This window comes from Streptococcus oralis (genome assembly GCF_026782375.1).
Classification (GTDB): Bacteria; Bacillota; Bacilli; order Lactobacillales; family Streptococcaceae; genus Streptococcus; species Streptococcus oralis_CL.
On sequence record NZ_JAKUWJ010000001.1, the window covers coordinates 588,655 to 605,698 of the forward strand.

Consider the following 17,044-nt stretch of genomic DNA (forward strand, 5'->3'; position numbering starts at 1 on the left):
ATATATGACTTTATGCTATACTAAAATCATGAAAAAACTAATAAAAACTTTTTTTGATAGCGAAATCCTTGCCTATCTATTTTTTGGTGGCGCTACTACTTTGGTTTCTATTGTATCGCGTTTACTTATTTACCATATCAGCCACCAGGAAATCCTCGCAACTGCCCTCGCTAATATTATCGGGATTCTCTTTGCCTTTCTCACAAATGATACAATCGTCTTTAAACAAGAGAGAAGGAATTGGCCAACCCGCCTGGCTAAGTTTTTCTTAGCTCGTCTCTCAACACTTGGTCTCGACATCCTTTTAACTTATATCTTTGTTACAACCTTTCCTGATCTTATTGGCCAGTTTGTCGAATTTAATATAGATAGGGTTAATACGATTGAAACTATCCTAGCACAAATTTTGATCATCATTTTAAACTATATTTTCAGTAAAATCTATATTTTTAAAGGGAACAACTGACCACTTTGAGCGTTCAAGTTGCTTTTTGTCACATTTTAGGATATAATAAATTAGAAAATTAGGAAAGGAATTTATGAAAATGTTAAAGGATCTTAAAGCATTTTTGCTTCGTGGTAATGTTGTTGACCTCGCTGTCGGTGTGATCATTGCCTCTGCATTTGGTGCTATCGTTACTTCATTTGTTAATGATATCATCACTCCACTTCTCTTGAACCCAGCTTTGAAAGCTGCGAACGTTGAACGTATCGCTGAACTTTCATGGAATGGTGTTGGTTATGGTAGCTTCTTGAGCGCTGTTATCAACTTCCTCGTTGTGGGTACAGTTCTCTTCTTTGTTATCAAAGGTATTGAAAAAGCTCAAAACCTTCGTAAGAAAGAGGAAGTGGTTGAGGAAGCTCCTGCTGCTCCAACTGAACTCGAAGTTCTTCAAGAAATCAAAGCTCTTCTTGAGAAAAAATAAGACAAATAAAGGATCTAGCTTAAAGCTAAATCCTTTTTTCTTTACTCTTTTGGTAACTTCCCAGCCTTTTCGAGCATTTTCTTAATCAAGTAAGGCATCTTCACATTTTCACGGCCTTTTTTCTCAATGAGCTTTTTGACAAATTCTGGCATCTGAAGATCGTCTGTCTCCTCCATGATGTCCTTGGTAGTTGCTGAAGGAGCTAACTCATCAAAAGTTTCTTCTTCTGGGAGAAAAGCTTTAAATTCTTTGTCTTCATTGGCTCTTACAGTAGCAACTAAAGCGTCAATTAAACGGCTATCCGTATTGGGCATAGGTGGGCGATGGTAGGTGACACCTAATTCTTGACACAACTCATAACATTCCACATCGTTGTCAAACAAGACTTCGATGTGCTCACTGATAAAACTAATAGGAATAAAAATATAATGCTCGGGATATTGCTTTTGTTCTCGTAAATATTCTAAGACATCTGGCTTGATCCAAGGGATTCCAATATCGCTTTCGCTCTGCCAAGTATTGGTATACTGGTCTGTCATTAGGCCGAGTTGTTCAGCGATTAGCTTGCTATTATCGAAAATCTGATCGATATATGGATCTCCATAGTCCAAGGCAAAAATGGGAACACTGTGGGCTGAAAAGATTACCTTGAAGGACTCTTCTCCCACCTCATTTCGTAAAATTTTTCTAATCTCATCTGTCCAAAAGTCCAACAAAGCCTGTTGTTGATACCAGTCCTTAATTACTAAAAATCGGATCTGCTGGCTTTCCAGAAACTTTTCATACCCCATGACTGAGTAAAAAGAATAATGAGGTTCCAAAATCAAGCAGATACATTCTTCAACACCATCAGCCTCCATCTGCTTGATCACTTCTGGGATAAAGGGGCGAGAAAATTTGTTGGCAAAGTAGATACCATACTCCTCACCTAATCGCTCTCTAACTAGGGCAACTTCTTCTCGCGTAATCCGCTGCAAGGGCGTCCCACCGATAAGGACATAGTTGTCATAGAGAGTCTGAATCTCGTGATCTTGGGGTCTAACTCCACGACGAATGTTTGTAAAAAATTCTGCTACTCCTTCAAAACTAATCTCCTCTGGAGATCCAAAGGTCATCATCAATATTGCTTTTTTCATATTATCATCCTTATGTTATTATTTTCACTATCTATTCTATCATGAAAGAAAAAAATAGTAAACGCTTCCGAGTCTACTATTTCTTTTGTTCTTTTGTATTTCTATCTCTCCTCATGATTAGGATGATGAGGATAAGAAGTAAGAGGACGATAATAAGGAGTAGAAAGGCTAGGATGTAGATCCAATGGCTGGGAATTCCGTGATCGAAATACCGCGTTCCTACTGCTTCTCTACTCTTATCCTGTGCTACTTTTACCGGCGCATCCGTTATTTTAGCTAAGAGGATATGTCGTCCATTAGTTATGTTAAGGAAACAGGTGCTTAATAGAACAATCTTGTCCGTTGAGGTCAAGGAAACATCTCGCTTGTATTTGGCTTTGCTTAACAGATACTGATAGTAAGCCTGATGTTCCTCGTCATTGGAACTCAGGGTTCGATAAATCTCCGTGTCATAAGCATCCACTTCTAAAATCCCAAAAATCTCTAGCCCTCGTTCACGACCGTTATAATAGATAGAACCATAGCGATGCTTTTCAAAAAAATCTTGATCCGCAAATTTTTGAATCTCCCCAAACATAGCACCAGAGGCCATAGAGTGACCGTATATGATGGTATTAAAGTCAGTAAAATTTGGATTAAAACGATAGTCTAGAAAAATAGACCCCGACACAGTATAATCACCAAAGGCATTTCGGTCAAGGTATTTAACATTGTCCTGACTCTGCAAGAGAGGATAGTCTACCTTGGTTCCATCAAGGCTAATCCAACCACAAACATCCTTATTCAAGTGCTGCAGGGTTTCAAAACCCGTACTGCTCGCATCTTTTTCAATGGGATTATAGTGATCGTAGTCGCTCGCAAGGACCCTGTCACCGGTAAAAAGATAGAATAAAGCTAAAAAGAGAGATAGAATGACCTTTATGACTTTGCGACTCGTATTTGTTTTCATATTTCCTTCTTTCTCCTTTCTAGCCTTGAAAATAAAAGAGCAAGAGAGGCTGTCCCTTTCTCTTTTATTGGTAGTTTAGTCAGTAATGGTATCTGCTCCTTCTTCCTTTGCTTCTCTTCTACGACGCAAGATCAAGTAGAGGATGATGAGCAAGAAGATCAATAGCAAGAGCAAGATAAACAAGATGATGTACCATATCCACAAAGGAATCGATGAGAGAAATCGTCCGAGCGACGAATCATCAAAGACACTGTATGGGAATGGTTTTGATTTTTTCGTATGGAAGGTGTTCTTTGGAACCGTATCCGTAATCTTGGCAACTACGATATGTCTCCCATTTGTTACGTCTAGGAAACAGGTACTGAGAAGGATGATATGGTCATTTGGCCCCAGTGTAATGTCTCGTTTGTGAATGGCAACCGAGAGTAAGTGATCGATATATTCTTGGCGCCGATCATCCCCATTAATACCTGGATCGTAGATGTTAAAGTCATAGGCGTCCACCTCGAGCATTTCAAAGATTTCAAGACCTTTTTCAACGCCATTATAGTAAATACTGCCGTAGCGATGCTGGTCAAAAAATTCCTTATCAGAAAACTTTGCTACATCTCCAAACATAACCCCATTTTCTACATGGTGACCGTAGATGATGGTATTAAAGTCTTCGAACTTGGATTCATTTCGAGCCTCAAGGAAAATAGCCCCTGTAGCTGCAAATTCTCCCTTAGAATCCTTGTTCAGGTATTTTTCATTGTCTTTGGCTTGGACTAAGGGATAGTCGATATTGGTGCCATAGACATTGATCCAACCGAGAACCTCTGGATTGACTTGCTGTAGCTTGTGAAAGCCAGAAAAACTAGCAAGCTCATCCTTCTCACTGGTACTAACAGGTCTATAAGCCTCATACTCACTTGATGAAGCCTGAGAATAAACCTGATTGGCATCCCAAAGGGCGTAGAAACCAAAGAGAAAGACTAAGGCAGCCAAGAGGAGCAGGATATGATTCATCAATGCATCTACAGCAAGGACCAGACGCCTAGACAAACTCCTTTTTGGTTTCTCACGCTTGATTTTCATAATTCAAACCAGTTGCCTAAGCTTGTCTGCGTTTTTTAGACAAAACAACAAATCCAGCCAAACCAAGACCAATCATCAAGATGAAAGGAAGGTTATCAATCAAGAGACCAGTAGGGGTAACGTCTGGTAAGCTATTTGTGATAGTGTTATCGTTTGGCTTTTCACCAATAAGGATGTTTTCTTGTGTAAAATCTTGTGATTTTGTTCCATTCTGTGTTCTAATTAAACCATTTGATTTGAGTTCTGATGATGCAGTATATCCCTGAGAACTAACTTCAACTAATTTATATTTTGTACCAGCTGGAATTTTTTTAAATACAAGAGTTTGATTATGTCTTAAAGTAATTGTAGTTTCTCTATCATATTCAAAAGTTTTGGAAACTCCATCAATACTACCATTAATTGAACTTGCTTCTTCAGTCGACGCTTTTTTAAAAGTAAGTTTGAAAGTGAAATTTTTAGTCTTATCAGCACTTGATCCTGACACAACTTTTTTAATAACTAATGAATTTGCTGTTGGATCTATGTTAGCTTGATCTGGATTATTTGGTTTTGGATCATTGGGGTCCGTAATTTTTCCAGCATCTTTTCGATAGATGTTACTAAATAAATCATATTTATATGTTTCAGAGCCTGTAGAAGGTTTTACTTTTGCGCCATTAGTATTACTGGTTTCTTTAAAATACACAGATGAAATGTAAGTCCCATTCTCACGACTCTTATTCTTTACAATAACGTGCATGTCGTATGTACGCGTATCATAAGTCATATAATCAATAGGGGTACCATTTTTGGAAATCGCATGCCAACCATCATTCTTTTCTGCAACTCTATAAACATATTCACCAGCATGATTATATCTAACAGAATAAAAAATATTAGTTGTGTCTTTTTTTATACTATCTTCATTCGGTTTCAAGACATCTGACGAACGAAAAGTTACACTCTGATCTGGAATATTCGTTCCAGTTTCATATGGTGCCCCATTAGATGATGTTCCAGTTTGAGGTGTGAATGTAAATGTAAAAGTTGCATTAGGTGTAGTAATTCCTTCGGCAATTTTTAAAGTTTTATTTATAGCAACTTTAGCATCACTTTCTCCTGTTGCTCTAGCTGTTGCGAGATTATCATCATTTGTATCCGCAAATGTTGGCACTCCTCTAAAGACCGACAAGGCGGTTACAGCTGCAATACTTGCAGTAACTAATTTTTTCAAAAATGTTTTTTTCATGATTATTCCTTTTATTTTTAAATTTCTTTTTTCATAAATTATCATCAAAAGCCCCGTCGCCTTAGGACTGTTACCACCTTGCCATGGGTATCCTGTATAGGAATGGTTCCAAAAGCACGACTATCTACAGCCGTTGTTCGATTGTCTCCGAGGACAAAGAGTTGTCCTGCTGGAACTTTCATTGGGAAGGTAGCCCCTTCCTTATAGAGCAGCGTTTCTTTGTAGATATCCTGCTCTTGTTGAGGAGAACCATTGATGATGAGACCATTTTCGTTTATATCGATCGTACTTCCTTCGGTTGCTATGACACGCGCCACTCTTTCCTTGCCCTTATAACTATAGACGAGCAGATCACCAATCGAATAACGTTTATCCAACCTATAGTAGACAACCAAGTCGCCATCTTTTAAGGCTGGCTTCATGCCATCGTCATTGTATCTCAATAGTCCAAAGACAAAAAAGTAAAGGGTGGCCAGTACAAATCCAACCATCAGAAGCTTACTGACTAAGTAGAGGATATCTCCCCATACACTCGGCGGAGACTTATCCCAATTGACTTGTGTTACTGTTTTCTTATGTTTCTTTTTAAGTAGCATTATTTTCTCCTATGTACCACTAGATATCCGAGTAGGATTGTAAAGAAGATTCCTCCTAGAGGAAGGATTATTCCTAACATGAGTGTACTGCTGAGGAAGTCAACTCCGGTTTCAGGTACACTATTCTTATTATTCGTGACTGTCGCGGACTTATCCCCATCCAGCTTGCCTTCTTGATTTTCATAAGAAACCTGATATCCACGCGAAGAGTTTGATTCCTCTTCTACGGTATAGTGACTATCGAGTGGAAGTCCATCAATTTTTATGGTTTGGTCTTTGTTGAGATCAATAGACGCTCGACCATTCGTGAATTGCAGAGAGGTTCTTTTATTATTCACCGTTGCATTATAGGTTCCATTCAATGGGCTATTCTGAGCATCCCTGATGTTAATGGTAATCTTGAAGGATTTTAATAGATTGGCAAATACGCCTGTAACTTTTTTTGTGACTGATAAACTTGGAAGCTTGTGATTTGTGACAATACTGCTTTCGTCTTTATTCAGATCACCCTCTTGATTCTCATATGTAACGTGGTAACCATTCGTTGATGCCGCTTCTTCTTCAACCTTGTAATGTGTTCCATACGGAAGATATTTTAGAGATTTTTCGGCATTATGTGTTAATGGTATTTGTGCACGTCCATTAGTAACTTTGATATCACCAAAAGTACCATTTATAGGATTTCGTTCTTTATCAGTTAGCTCGATGTTAATATTAAAACTCTTATTCGATGTATCTTCAGGGACTAATATCTTTCTTATCGTCAAACTAGGTAATTGACGATAAAATACTTTAAAGGTTGGCGATTGGTCCGTTCCTTCTTTTTTTACTTCCTTAGTAAAACCTGGAACATCAGGTGCTATTAAATCGTATTGATATCCTTTAGCAACTTTTTCAAAGTTTCTCGTTTCATTAAAGATATTTGTTCTAACATTTACATTAGTCTTTCGATAGTCTTGATTGTCTGAACCCCCATTCTTGTTCTTTTGAACCAATTTGAGTTCAAGATTACTTGGTTGCTTAGCTGTTATAACGGTTCTCACACCCGTCACACCCTGCCATTCGACTTCCACTGGAACCGTTAATGGATCCGTAGGTTTGAAGGTTGGGTTGTCAGAATAATCTTTGGTCTTGGTTTGAGAGGTCCCTATTCCATAAGAATAAGTGACACTGGCACCTTTATTGGAGTAGAGTTTATTGACATCAGATCCCTCAGCATCACCAACCTCTAGTTTTTTATCACCAGCAATAACATCTAAGGCTTCTTGACTTGATATAACAGTGAATTTTAGAACATATCTAGCTCCATCTTCTAAGGAATAATTAGGAGAAAATTTAGCCCTAACTTCCACTAATCCTTCTGAGGTTGTTTTGGTATCAAAAGTTACTTGCTCTTTGCTTAATGTTTCACTGCTACCATCTTTCTCTTTAACGACACGAAAATCTGAAGATCCATTAGGTAATAACTGAACATACTTAGAAAGAACATCCTTGATGGTCACATGGTGAACCCCCAGAGGCAGAATCTTATCTGTGATATCTTTAAAACTGTCTCGTAACTGGTCTTCATTGTTTGCGGATAGGATTTCATTAGGAATGGAAGAATTGTGGTACCTGATATAATACTGCAGACTAGTAATACTGTCGACATTGTTTGAATAACGAAATTTAATGGAATAAAAACCATCAAGTTTTGGAGCAAGACTATAGGCTAGATTATTGATAGATACATCTAAATTATTCCAGAACCATTCAGGCGCCGTTTCTGATCCATCTTGATTATTATAGTTATAAACAGTATAACCACTGTCGTTGTAATACATATTGGCAAAACCATCTGATAGAACAATAACAACCTTCTTTGCATTTGGTCTTGCACTATCTATCAATTGATTGGCAATACGAATACCCGCGCTAATATTGGTTCCTGTACCGATTCCTGATTCAGTCCCTATTGATTGACCACCAGCAATTCTCATATTACTGACTGCAGTCTTTGAACCACTAGCATCGTTATTCCAATTTAAAATTGTTTCTGCATCATCCCATGGGGATACACCATCATAAAATGCTGTTCTCTCTTCATACGGCCAATACCGATACCCCCACTCCCATTTTCGGTAGTAGGAATTCCATGCTTGTTCCGCAAACTTATTATCAATCTTTCCGCCAAAACCTACCATGGATAACCGATTATTTGAATTGGATAAAATCGTATCAATTAATCCCTGACGATCTCGAGTTCCTTTAAGGGTATTTTTTAAAGCATCCAATCTTGTAATTGTTCGGCCAGTGGAAGAAGGAACATCTCTCTTGTTCATACTTCCTGAGAGGTCTGCTACTAAAACAACATCCAAGGGATCCGTTTGGGTCTCCGTTCCCAGTTTAGAAGTGATATCCAATGACAACTCATACTTGTCATCCTGTCCCGATATCGGAGTAATTGTTTTATGAAGGGTTGTCTGAGGTTCTGTAGTAGAATCAGCATTTAACAGACTTATCGGAGCACAAAAAAAGAGAATAGCTAACAGTGTAACTAAATGGCGCGCAATAATTTGAACTTTCTTAAAATCGAAGCGAATGTTCATTTTATTCTCCTTAATTATTTTGGTTTTAAATCTATTGTTATATCAATCTAAACATTTGCAAGATAATTGTACAATAAAGTTCACGCAGTGTCAATTAATATGATTAATTTTATATTATATCAATTAATAAAAGAGTATGATTCTTCTTTGTCTTTCAAACTATTCTATGGTAAAATGAAAAAAGAATAAAAAAATCTCATAAAATATAAATGCATATATTCTATTCTGAAATATCCAAGATTTCATTTGAAAGTCTATTGAATTTGAATTATTATATTTTTTCAAAATTCATGAAATTTTCAGAATGAGGCTTTTTCCGAAGTTTGCATTCTATTTTATGATTGTTAAAGGAGTTTTTATGACTTATCCGAACCTTTTAGATCGTTTTTTGACCTATGTCAAGGTCAATACGCGCTCTGACGAACACTCTACTACTACTCCAAGTACGCAAAGTCAGGTAGATTTTGCGACCAACGTTCTTATTCCTGAAATGAAACGTGTTGGTTTGCAAAATGTTTACTATCTACCAAATGGTTTTGCTATTGGAACCTTGCCAGCTAATGATCCGAGCTTGACACGCAAGATTGGGTTTATCTCCCACATGGATACTGCTGACTTTAATGCTGAGGGCGTTAATCCGCAAGTCATCGAAAACTACGATGGAGGTGCGATTGAACTGGGGAATTCTGGATTTAAACTGGATCCAGCTGACTTTAAGAGTCTTGAGAAATATCCAGGTCAAACGCTTATCACAACTGACGGCACAACCTTGCTGGGCGCTGATGACAAATCAGGTATTGCTGAGATTATGACCGCTATCGAGTACTTGACTGCTCATCCCGAAATCAAACACTGTGAGATCCGTGTTGGTTTTGGACCTGACGAAGAAATCGGTGTCGGTGCCAATAAGTTTGATGCAGAAGACTTTGATGTAGACTTTGCCTACACGGTTGATGGTGGCCCACTAGGGGAGCTTCAGTACGAGACTTTCTCAGCAGCTGCTGCTGAACTCCATTTCCAAGGGCGCAATGTCCACCCTGGTACTGCAAAGGGTCAAATGGTCAATGCCCTTCAGCTAGCGATTGATTTTCATAATCAACTTCCAGAGAATGACCGACCTGAATTGACTGAAGGTTACCAAGGTTTCTATCATCTTATGGATGTGACAGGTAGTGTCGAGGAAGCGCGTGCAAGCTATATCATTCGTGACTTTGAAAAGGATGCCTTTGAAGCACGTAAAGCAGCTATGCAGTCTATTGCTGACAAGATGAATCAAGAACTTGGGAATAATCGCGTTAGCTTGACTCTGACAGACCAGTACTACAATATGAAGGAAGTCATTGAGAAAGACATGACACCTGTTACCATTGCCAAAGCTGTAATGGAAGATCTAGGGATCGCGCCAATTATCGAACCAATTCGTGGTGGAACAGATGGGTCTAAGATTTCCTTTATGGGGATCCCAACTCCTAATATCTTTGCTGGTGGTGAAAACATGCATGGACGTTTTGAATACGTTAGCCTTCAGACTATGGAGCGTGCAGTGGATACCATCATTGGTATTGTATCTTATAATGACTAAAAAAGACGAGGTAGCTGAGCTACTTCGTCTTTCTTTTTATTCGTTTGGTTGAGCACTCGGCTCAGACTCACTTTGTACTTGCTTTTCTGTTGGTTTAGAAGCAGCTGTTTCACTGTCTTTCTCAGACTTAGATTGGCTATCAGTTTCACTTGCTTTTGAACGGAGTTCCTGATTCAAGCTAATGATCTCTTTAGCTAGAGTGAGGAGACCTTCCTTATCACTACTTTTGGCTGCGAGTTGATCAAATAGAGCATCAACACGCTCAAAGTCTGCATCTGATCCTTTGTTATCTTCTAAATACTTGTGAAGAGAGAGCAAGACATTATAAAGTTTTTGATAGACGATCACCGTTTGCGGATCCTGTTCAGCTTGTTTTTCCTCTCGTTGGATAGTTGCTGCAATACGATTCAAGAGATCATCAAGCTGTGTTTTGGCTTCATCAAAGTCTGCATTTTCTTTTTCTGCGGCTGCTTTGATATTGGCTGCTTCTTCAGCTAAGGATTGTTTAACACCGTCTTCTTTGACACGCGCTAGAAGTTGAACGACTTTGGATAGGAGAGCATCCACTTCTTCCTTCTTGACCTTGCTAACCCGCTCTTCTGGCATAAAATCACCGTAGAGTTCTTTTAGGAATTCATAGATAGCTGTCTTAGCAGTTTGACTATCTACTTTTTCCGTATCTAGAATAGTCTTATTAGCTTTTGTAGAAACGGGTTCTTCTTTGAGAGCTTCTTCTACTTCTAGCTTAGTTTGGTAAATAGTTGGGAATAACTTGTTCAAGTCGATTGCTTTGAGGAAAGATTGTGACTGGTAAAGTTCCCATGTCAACTTGGCAACACGGTTCCGAAGTTCTTCTCTCAAACGACCATCAGACACATGTTCGTAGAAGTACTTGATGTACTCTACTGTTGTGACTCCTGTCCGATCTCGGAAATCTTGCAAGGCCTGAAGTTTCGCTTCAATGGCAGCCAACTCTGTCTCATCCTGTGCTAGTTTTGCTTCCTGCAAATGTACCAAAAGATCTTTCTTAGGCAAGCCATAAGTGTCCGTATCCAGTGTATTGATCTTATCTACTAGGGCTTGGTACTTCTTATCTAAAGGTGAAGTTTCAATCGGTGCCACACTTTGATCCACATGGATATACTGTTTATCAAAGAGATCCAAGGTTGCTAGATATCCAGCAGTTGAGTTTGTTGCCAATTTTTTCATATTTTCGGTGAATTGCCCCAAAGCAAGTTCAACACGTCTCTGCATGATTGGCTGGTCTTTGTAGAGACTTCTGCTATCTGCTAAAAGTTGATCCACCTTAGATAGAACAGTTTGTTCATCAAAAGCCCCAGGTTGATAGGTCGATTGTAGGGCTGGAATCTTGTTTTTCAAAGCTACTTCATAGCCCTTAGTTTGAACCTTGATGTAGTGATTGTGGTCTCCGTGAGGAATCACAAAACTACCACTTTCTACCTGTAAACTATAAGGAGACACCCCATCACGTAGGGCAGTCGTATACAGTTCATTTAGGAAATCCAGTTCTGGATTTCCAGTTTGGAGAGGAATACGAACATGTTCTTTTCGAACAGCATAGGGATGGATATGGGTTGGATCATAGGCTTGATCCGGATTTCCAAAGACAAAGAATCCATTTGAAATGCGAATCGCTTCGAGGGGAACCCCGTAGGTCTGTGAGATATACTTGATTTTTTCTTCATCGCTAGCATCTCTTGAGAAACTTTCCACAGTCTTTGCAAGTGGTTGAACGTGCTGCGACTGATGATTTTCTTTCAAGTGATCTTGGGCAGCTTTGATTTGGGCTGCAGTCAAGTCTTTCTTAAAGAAATAATGAGCGTGATCTCCGTGAGAAACTACAAAACCTTGCTCATCCTCACTTATAACACGATCAGCTGCAAAGTCATGATCATGTTCTTCGTCATGATGATGGTCATGGTTCTCTCCATCGTGGTCATGATCTTCATGGTTGGTCCCCTGACTTCCATGGTTACCGTCTTGGTCATGATGATGACCTTGCTGATCAGGATGTTCTACTGGTTTGCTTGGTTTTTCCAAAGGTGCTGGTTTCCCACTGTCGATAGCAAGAGGAATCATACGCGCAATCTTTTCTTCCAAAGCAGAAAGCTTTGTATACGGAATGAAATGATAGTGATTTCCATGAGGAATCGCTACGCCACTTGGTGTTCTGCTTGAAATCTTAGCAGGGTCAAAAATCAAGCCATCCGATTCTGCATAACGTTGCTTACTTGGAAGAGCATAGAGTTGCTGCAATAGACTCTGAAGGCTCTCTTCTGGTTTGCTTGGTGTTTCGGTTTGTTGACCAGGATTAGTGGTTTGACTGGTTCCATTTTGACTTGGACGATAGTCAGTCACACTCGGTTGTTTTCTAGTTCCAGAGAGGTAGGCTTGAGCAGCAGACAATTCACTAGCAGACAAATCACTTTTTGGAATGTAGTGATAGTGTCCTCCGTGAGGAACAATATAAGCATCACCAGTATCTTCAATAATATCAGCTGGATTAAAGACATAACCATCATCTGTCGTATAGCGTCCCTGAGACCTTGCTACAGCCACATCAGAGCTGACCTTCTTATTATCTTTGACATGTTCTTGTTTTTGACGATTGATTTCATCTTTAGTTCGAACATTATCAGCATGAGCTGCATCTTTCAGGTAGACATAATATTTTCCATCGACTTTGATGATATAACCACCTTTGATTTCATTGACAATATCAGCGTCTTTAAGTTGATAATTGGCATCTTTCATCAAAAGTTCTTCACTGAAAATCGCATCAAAAGGAACTTTTCCATTGTAATAATGGAAATGATCACCGTGTGAAGTCACATAACCTTGATCGGTAATTTTCACGACAATTTGTTCTGCCTGAATATCTTCCTTTTTGCTAACTTGATCTGGTGTCTGAGTCTCTGTTTTTTGAGAGTCTTGTTTCCCATCAACATAAGATACACGGTTATTATCTTTGTTTCCTTCTACCTGGTGTTGGTTCAGTGCATAGATGCAAAGACTTAGGGAAAGGACTAAAGCCGATCCCGCCACAAGATACTTTTTCTTCATTTTCATCATCTCCTCATTTTAATTCTTCTGCAAGAACTTTCATATTTTCTTCTAGATTTTCTAAGTAAGTTTTATCATTTTCAGGATCTGCTTCTAAAGGATTCAGTGTTTTCAAACTAACTCCTGTTGATTTGACCAAGGTTTCAGCTACTTTAGAAGAAGCATTGCTCTCAGTAAAGATGGTTTTGACCTTATAGGTCTTAACGAATTCCTGAATTTCTGTTAGTTGTCTCGGACTTGGCTCTTGTTCAGGAGAAATACCAGCAATTCCAAGTTGTTTCAATCCAAAACGTTTAGCCAAGTAAGAAAAGGCTGTGTGTTGCGTAACAAAAGTCTTTTGACTCGCTTTTTCAAAAATAGGCTGGTATTTTCTAGTCAATTCTTGGGCCTTAGAGATGAAATTCTTGGCATTCTTTTGATAAGTCTCTTTATTGGCACTATCAAGCTCCGAAAGTTTGTCCGCAATAATCTGCGCTTCTTCGCCTGCTTTTTCAGGATCTAACCAAGTGTGAGGGTCGTAAAGTGTTTTTTCATCAATACCATCACCAGCTTCTACATCTTCTAAACCTGGTACACGTTCCAAGGTCATCCCTTCAGACGCTTCCAAAACTTTAACTTTTGATTTTTTCAAATTTGGATCCAGACTTCCCGCCCAAGACTCCAGTGTATGCGAGTGGTAGACAAAGACATCCGCGTCATAAATAGCAGCAATGTCATTCGCTGAAGGTTCATATGAGTGAATTCCACTACTTGACTGAATCATCCGAACATCATTCAGGTTACCTGATACCTCTTTGACCATGGCATAGACTGGGTAAAAACTTGTGACAATCTTCATCCCTTTTGCTTCTTGTTTTTCTTTTTGACTACATGCTCCTAAGACAAGAGCCAACAAACTGGCCATCAATAATAGGATCGTTCTTTTTTTCATCATTACTCCTTAACTAGTATTTAACCATTTAATTAACTAGTAAATAGTTTATCTTTATTTACATTATATGTCAAGTTATTTTGCACATTTTCATGAAAAAAATGAGAACTAGAACTCACACTCTGCTCTCATTTTTCGATTTTATCTTTTCTAGCTCTCCTATCCTGTTATTAGGAGTTAGAAAATGTTGCTACGACTACTTACTCTCCCTTAACAAAGCCAATAATTTTTCAGCTTCTGCCATAATAGTATTGTTGTCTTGGGCACCAAATAGCAGGTTATTTTTTAAGCCAGTGAGAGTTTCTTTTGCATTGGACTTGATAATGGGGTCTTGGATCTTTCCAAGTATATCTTCAGCCTCTCTCAGTTTTTCTTCAACCTTTTCAGTTTCAACCTGAGGTTCTTCTGATTCCTCTGGCGATTCTTCTTCTGGCTCCTCAGTTGGTTTTGGAGATTCTGGTTTCTCACTCTTCGGCTTCTCTTCGCGCGGTTTTTCTTCCTCAGGTTTTTCTGTCTGAGGTTTCTCTACTGATGGTTTTTCCGTATGATTGTTATCAGCTTGACCATTTTGGTTTCTTTGAACATGGTCACTTGCATTTCCCCAACCACTATCTGAATGCGGACATTCGTTTGGATGTTCGACATAGTACTTCACAGTCGCAAAGAGATCCTCTAAAGAATACCCCTTAGGAGCCTCATAAAGACCTTCGTCAAACCACTCAAATTTGATGTTATGGTAATGGTCATAATGAGGTATAATCAAGCTTCCGTTTTTGACTTCCACAGTATGTTGGAGATTGTAAGGCATACGATCAAGCGGTACCTTCTTAGCTGCTTTCACGCGCTTGTAGATAGCTTCTGCTCCTTTAACCTCCGTATTTCCTGGATTCTGATGGTCTGTTGAAGGAGGAGTCAAACCTTTCTCTTTAGCATAAGCCTGGGCTGCCGCTCTTTCGGCTTCAGACAAACTATCTTTTTTAATCCAATGGCTATGGGTCATATGTGGAGTTATATAGGCATCCCCCTCATCACTGGTGATATCACGAGGATCAAAGATATAGCCATCTTCTGTTGTATACTTGCCTGCCAACTTGGCTACCTGAATCTCATCATCAGTGTAGGCAATTTGCGCATTTGGTTTTCCTAAACGTTCTGGATGACGAATCGGTGCTAGAAAGGCCAAGATATCATCCACCAACTTGACTTTATCACTTGAGGTATCATTGAGTCGTTCCAAGAGTTTATCCAAAGCCTCAAAATCAGCTTGGCGCCCTTTATTATCAAGTAAGTCTTGATGAACTCTTGCTAGTAAATCATAAGCCTTATTGTAAAATCCTTGATCACCAGATGGGAGGTTGGTTTTCTTAGCTCCGAGTTTATGAGACAAACTTTCTTGCTTGTCTAGTTTACTATCAATGGCTGCAGCAGTTTCTGCTGAAAGTTCCTTGGCAGGAATATAACGAGAGATTCCATTCTCCTCAAATACATAGCCATCAGCTACTTTTCGAATCACCTGTTTAACCAATTTTTCATCAATTGGATTGCTTGGAGATGGTTGAGGATTTGGTGCAGGTTGCGGGCTTGGACTAGGTTCCGGAGTCGGTTGTGGACTTGGTTGTTCTGGTCTTGAATCTGGTACCCAATGGTTTGAACGATAACGAAGGGGAATAATACGAGCAATTCGTTCTTCCAATTCAGACATTTGTTCATAAGGGATAAAGTGGTAATGGTTACCATGAGGGACAGCTACACCTCTGACGGTTCGACTTGTGATTTGCGCCGGGTCGAAAACAAGGCCATCAGACTCTACGTGTCGTTGGCTCAAAGGCAGTTTGTAGAGCTGTTTCAAAAGACTATCAATGTCATCACTTTGACTTGCTTGACTGTTCGTATTGCTGTTGTTACTTGTGTTAGTATTTGTAGTTCCTGGATTGCTTACAGAAGGTACCCAGTTTGTTCTTGGAGTGTTATCGCTATTTTGTCGGCGATAGGTTCTTGAACTTGACAGATTGCCCCGACCAGATAGGAAGGCTTCTGCAGCAGCCAACTCGCTAGCTGATAACTCATTCTTAGGAATGTAATGGTAATGATCGCCATGAGGAACGATATAAGCATCACCAGTATCCTCTATAATATCAGATGCATTAAAGATGTAACCATCATCTGTGGTATAACGTCCTTGCGAACGTGCCAGAGCTACAGCACCATCGTTTCTTGGAGTCCCACCTTCACGATGTTGACTATGCTCTTGTTTTTGTCGATTAATTTCTTCTTTTGTACGAACATTATCCGCATGGGCAGCATCCTTAAGGTAAACATAGTATTTTCCATCTACCTTGATAACATATCCACCCTTGACTTCATTGACAATATCCTCATCTTTTAGCTTATAGTTTGGATCTTTCATGAGTAATTCTTCACTAAAAATCGCATCATAAGGAACCTTACCATTGTAATAATGATAGTGATCGCCATGTGAAGTGACATAGCCTTGGTCTGTTATCTTGATGACGATTTGTTCGGCATTGATGCCTTCTTTTTTACTAACCTCATCAGGAGTTAGATTCTCCGTTTTTTGCGCTGCTTGTTTTCCATCAACGTAAGACACACGATTATTTTCCTTGACTATTCTAGCTTGATACAATCCCAACTCATAAGAACAAACACTTAAAATCAAGGCTGCCGCAGAACCTGCTAGATATTTTTTATTAATTTTCATCGAAACTCTCTTTCTTTTTTAATATTTCTATTTGCAATTCATTTCTAAATTGAAGAAACTCCTCTCTATTACTTAACTGGTTAATAGTTTACTCCTAAATTTCCACCTTGTCAAGAATTTTATGAACCAGTTAAGCATTTTTTGTTCTGACCACAAATTTCTCAGGATTGGGGTTTATACAAGAAAGATTGGCTTGAAAATTCTTTAAGAAAATCCCTGCAACTG

General features: G+C 39.0%; 12 protein-coding genes. 3 read left to right on the forward strand and 9 right to left on the reverse strand.

Features of this window, described 5'->3' with window-relative positions:
* Positions 1-28: 28 nt before the first annotated feature.
* Both MK409_RS02965 and mscL read left to right on the forward strand, forming a co-directional pair.
* The gene (locus tag MK409_RS02965) at positions 29-466 is read left to right on the forward strand and encodes a GtrA family protein (RefSeq protein WP_268705288.1); all 438 of its coding nucleotides are present in this window, start codon (positions 29-31) and stop codon (positions 464-466) included.
* A 79-nt stretch (positions 467-545) separates the two neighbouring features.
* Positions 546-926, forward strand: a complete 381-nt coding sequence (mscL, locus tag MK409_RS02970; protein WP_084911142.1) for a large conductance mechanosensitive channel protein MscL — start codon at positions 546-548, stop codon at positions 924-926.
* A gap of 41 nt (positions 927-967) precedes the next feature.
* Here the strand turns inward: mscL and hemH are convergent, their stop codons facing one another.
* From hemH to pitA, 6 genes are all read right to left on the reverse strand, one after another.
* Positions 968-2,062: a ferrochelatase gene (gene hemH, locus MK409_RS02975; RefSeq protein ID WP_268705289.1), complete on the reverse strand. Its 1,095-nt coding sequence runs from the start codon at positions 2,060-2,062 to the stop codon at positions 968-970.
* A 76-nt stretch (positions 2,063-2,138) separates the two neighbouring features.
* Entirely contained in the window at positions 2,139-3,011 is an 873-nt protein-coding gene (gene srtB, locus MK409_RS02980) for a class B sortase (RefSeq protein WP_268705290.1), read from the reverse strand.
* A gap of 75 nt (positions 3,012-3,086) precedes the next feature.
* Positions 3,087-4,088 carry a class B sortase gene (srtB, locus tag MK409_RS02985; RefSeq protein ID WP_000695087.1) on the reverse strand — a complete coding sequence of 334 codons (1,002 nt, stop codon included), beginning with the start codon at positions 4,086-4,088 and terminating at the stop codon, positions 3,087-3,089.
* 16 nt (positions 4,089-4,104) lie between these two features.
* Complete coding sequence (locus MK409_RS02990) at positions 4,105-5,319, reverse strand: DUF7601 domain-containing protein (protein WP_176553059.1); 1,215 nt, start codon at positions 5,317-5,319, stop codon at positions 4,105-4,107.
* Positions 5,320-5,363: 44 nt separating this feature from the next.
* The gene (gene sipA, locus MK409_RS02995) at positions 5,364-5,915 is read right to left on the reverse strand and encodes a PI-2 pilus system signal peptidase SipA (RefSeq protein ID WP_139658604.1); all 552 of its coding nucleotides are present in this window, start codon (positions 5,913-5,915) and stop codon (positions 5,364-5,366) included.
* Positions 5,915-8,503 carry a PI-2 pilus tip adhesin PitA gene (gene pitA, locus MK409_RS03000; RefSeq protein ID WP_268705291.1) on the reverse strand — a complete coding sequence of 863 codons (2,589 nt, stop codon included), beginning with the start codon at positions 8,501-8,503 and terminating at the stop codon, positions 5,915-5,917. Before pitA ends, sipA begins: the two co-directional genes overlap by 1 nt.
* Before the next feature lie 358 nt (positions 8,504-8,861).
* On the opposite strand from pitA, the gene pepT reads away from it, so the two are divergent.
* Positions 8,862-10,085, forward strand: a complete 1,224-nt coding sequence (pepT, locus tag MK409_RS03005; RefSeq protein ID WP_268705292.1) for a peptidase T — start codon at positions 8,862-8,864, stop codon at positions 10,083-10,085.
* 36 nt (positions 10,086-10,121) lie between these two features.
* On the opposite strand, the gene MK409_RS03010 is transcribed toward pepT, so the two are convergent.
* From MK409_RS03010 to MK409_RS03020, 3 genes are all read right to left on the reverse strand, one after another.
* Positions 10,122-13,169 (reverse strand): pneumococcal-type histidine triad protein, encoded by a 3,048-nt coding sequence (locus tag MK409_RS03010; RefSeq protein WP_326845906.1) that lies wholly within the window; start codon positions 13,167-13,169, stop codon positions 10,122-10,124.
* 13 nt (positions 13,170-13,182) lie between these two features.
* Positions 13,183-14,100, reverse strand: a complete 918-nt coding sequence (locus tag MK409_RS03015; protein ID WP_268705294.1) for a metal ABC transporter solute-binding protein, Zn/Mn family — start codon at positions 14,098-14,100, stop codon at positions 13,183-13,185.
* A gap of 196 nt (positions 14,101-14,296) precedes the next feature.
* Positions 14,297-16,819 (reverse strand): pneumococcal-type histidine triad protein, encoded by a 2,523-nt coding sequence (locus tag MK409_RS03020; RefSeq protein WP_268705295.1) that lies wholly within the window; start codon positions 16,817-16,819, stop codon positions 14,297-14,299.
* Positions 16,820-17,044: the final 225 nt, after the last annotated feature.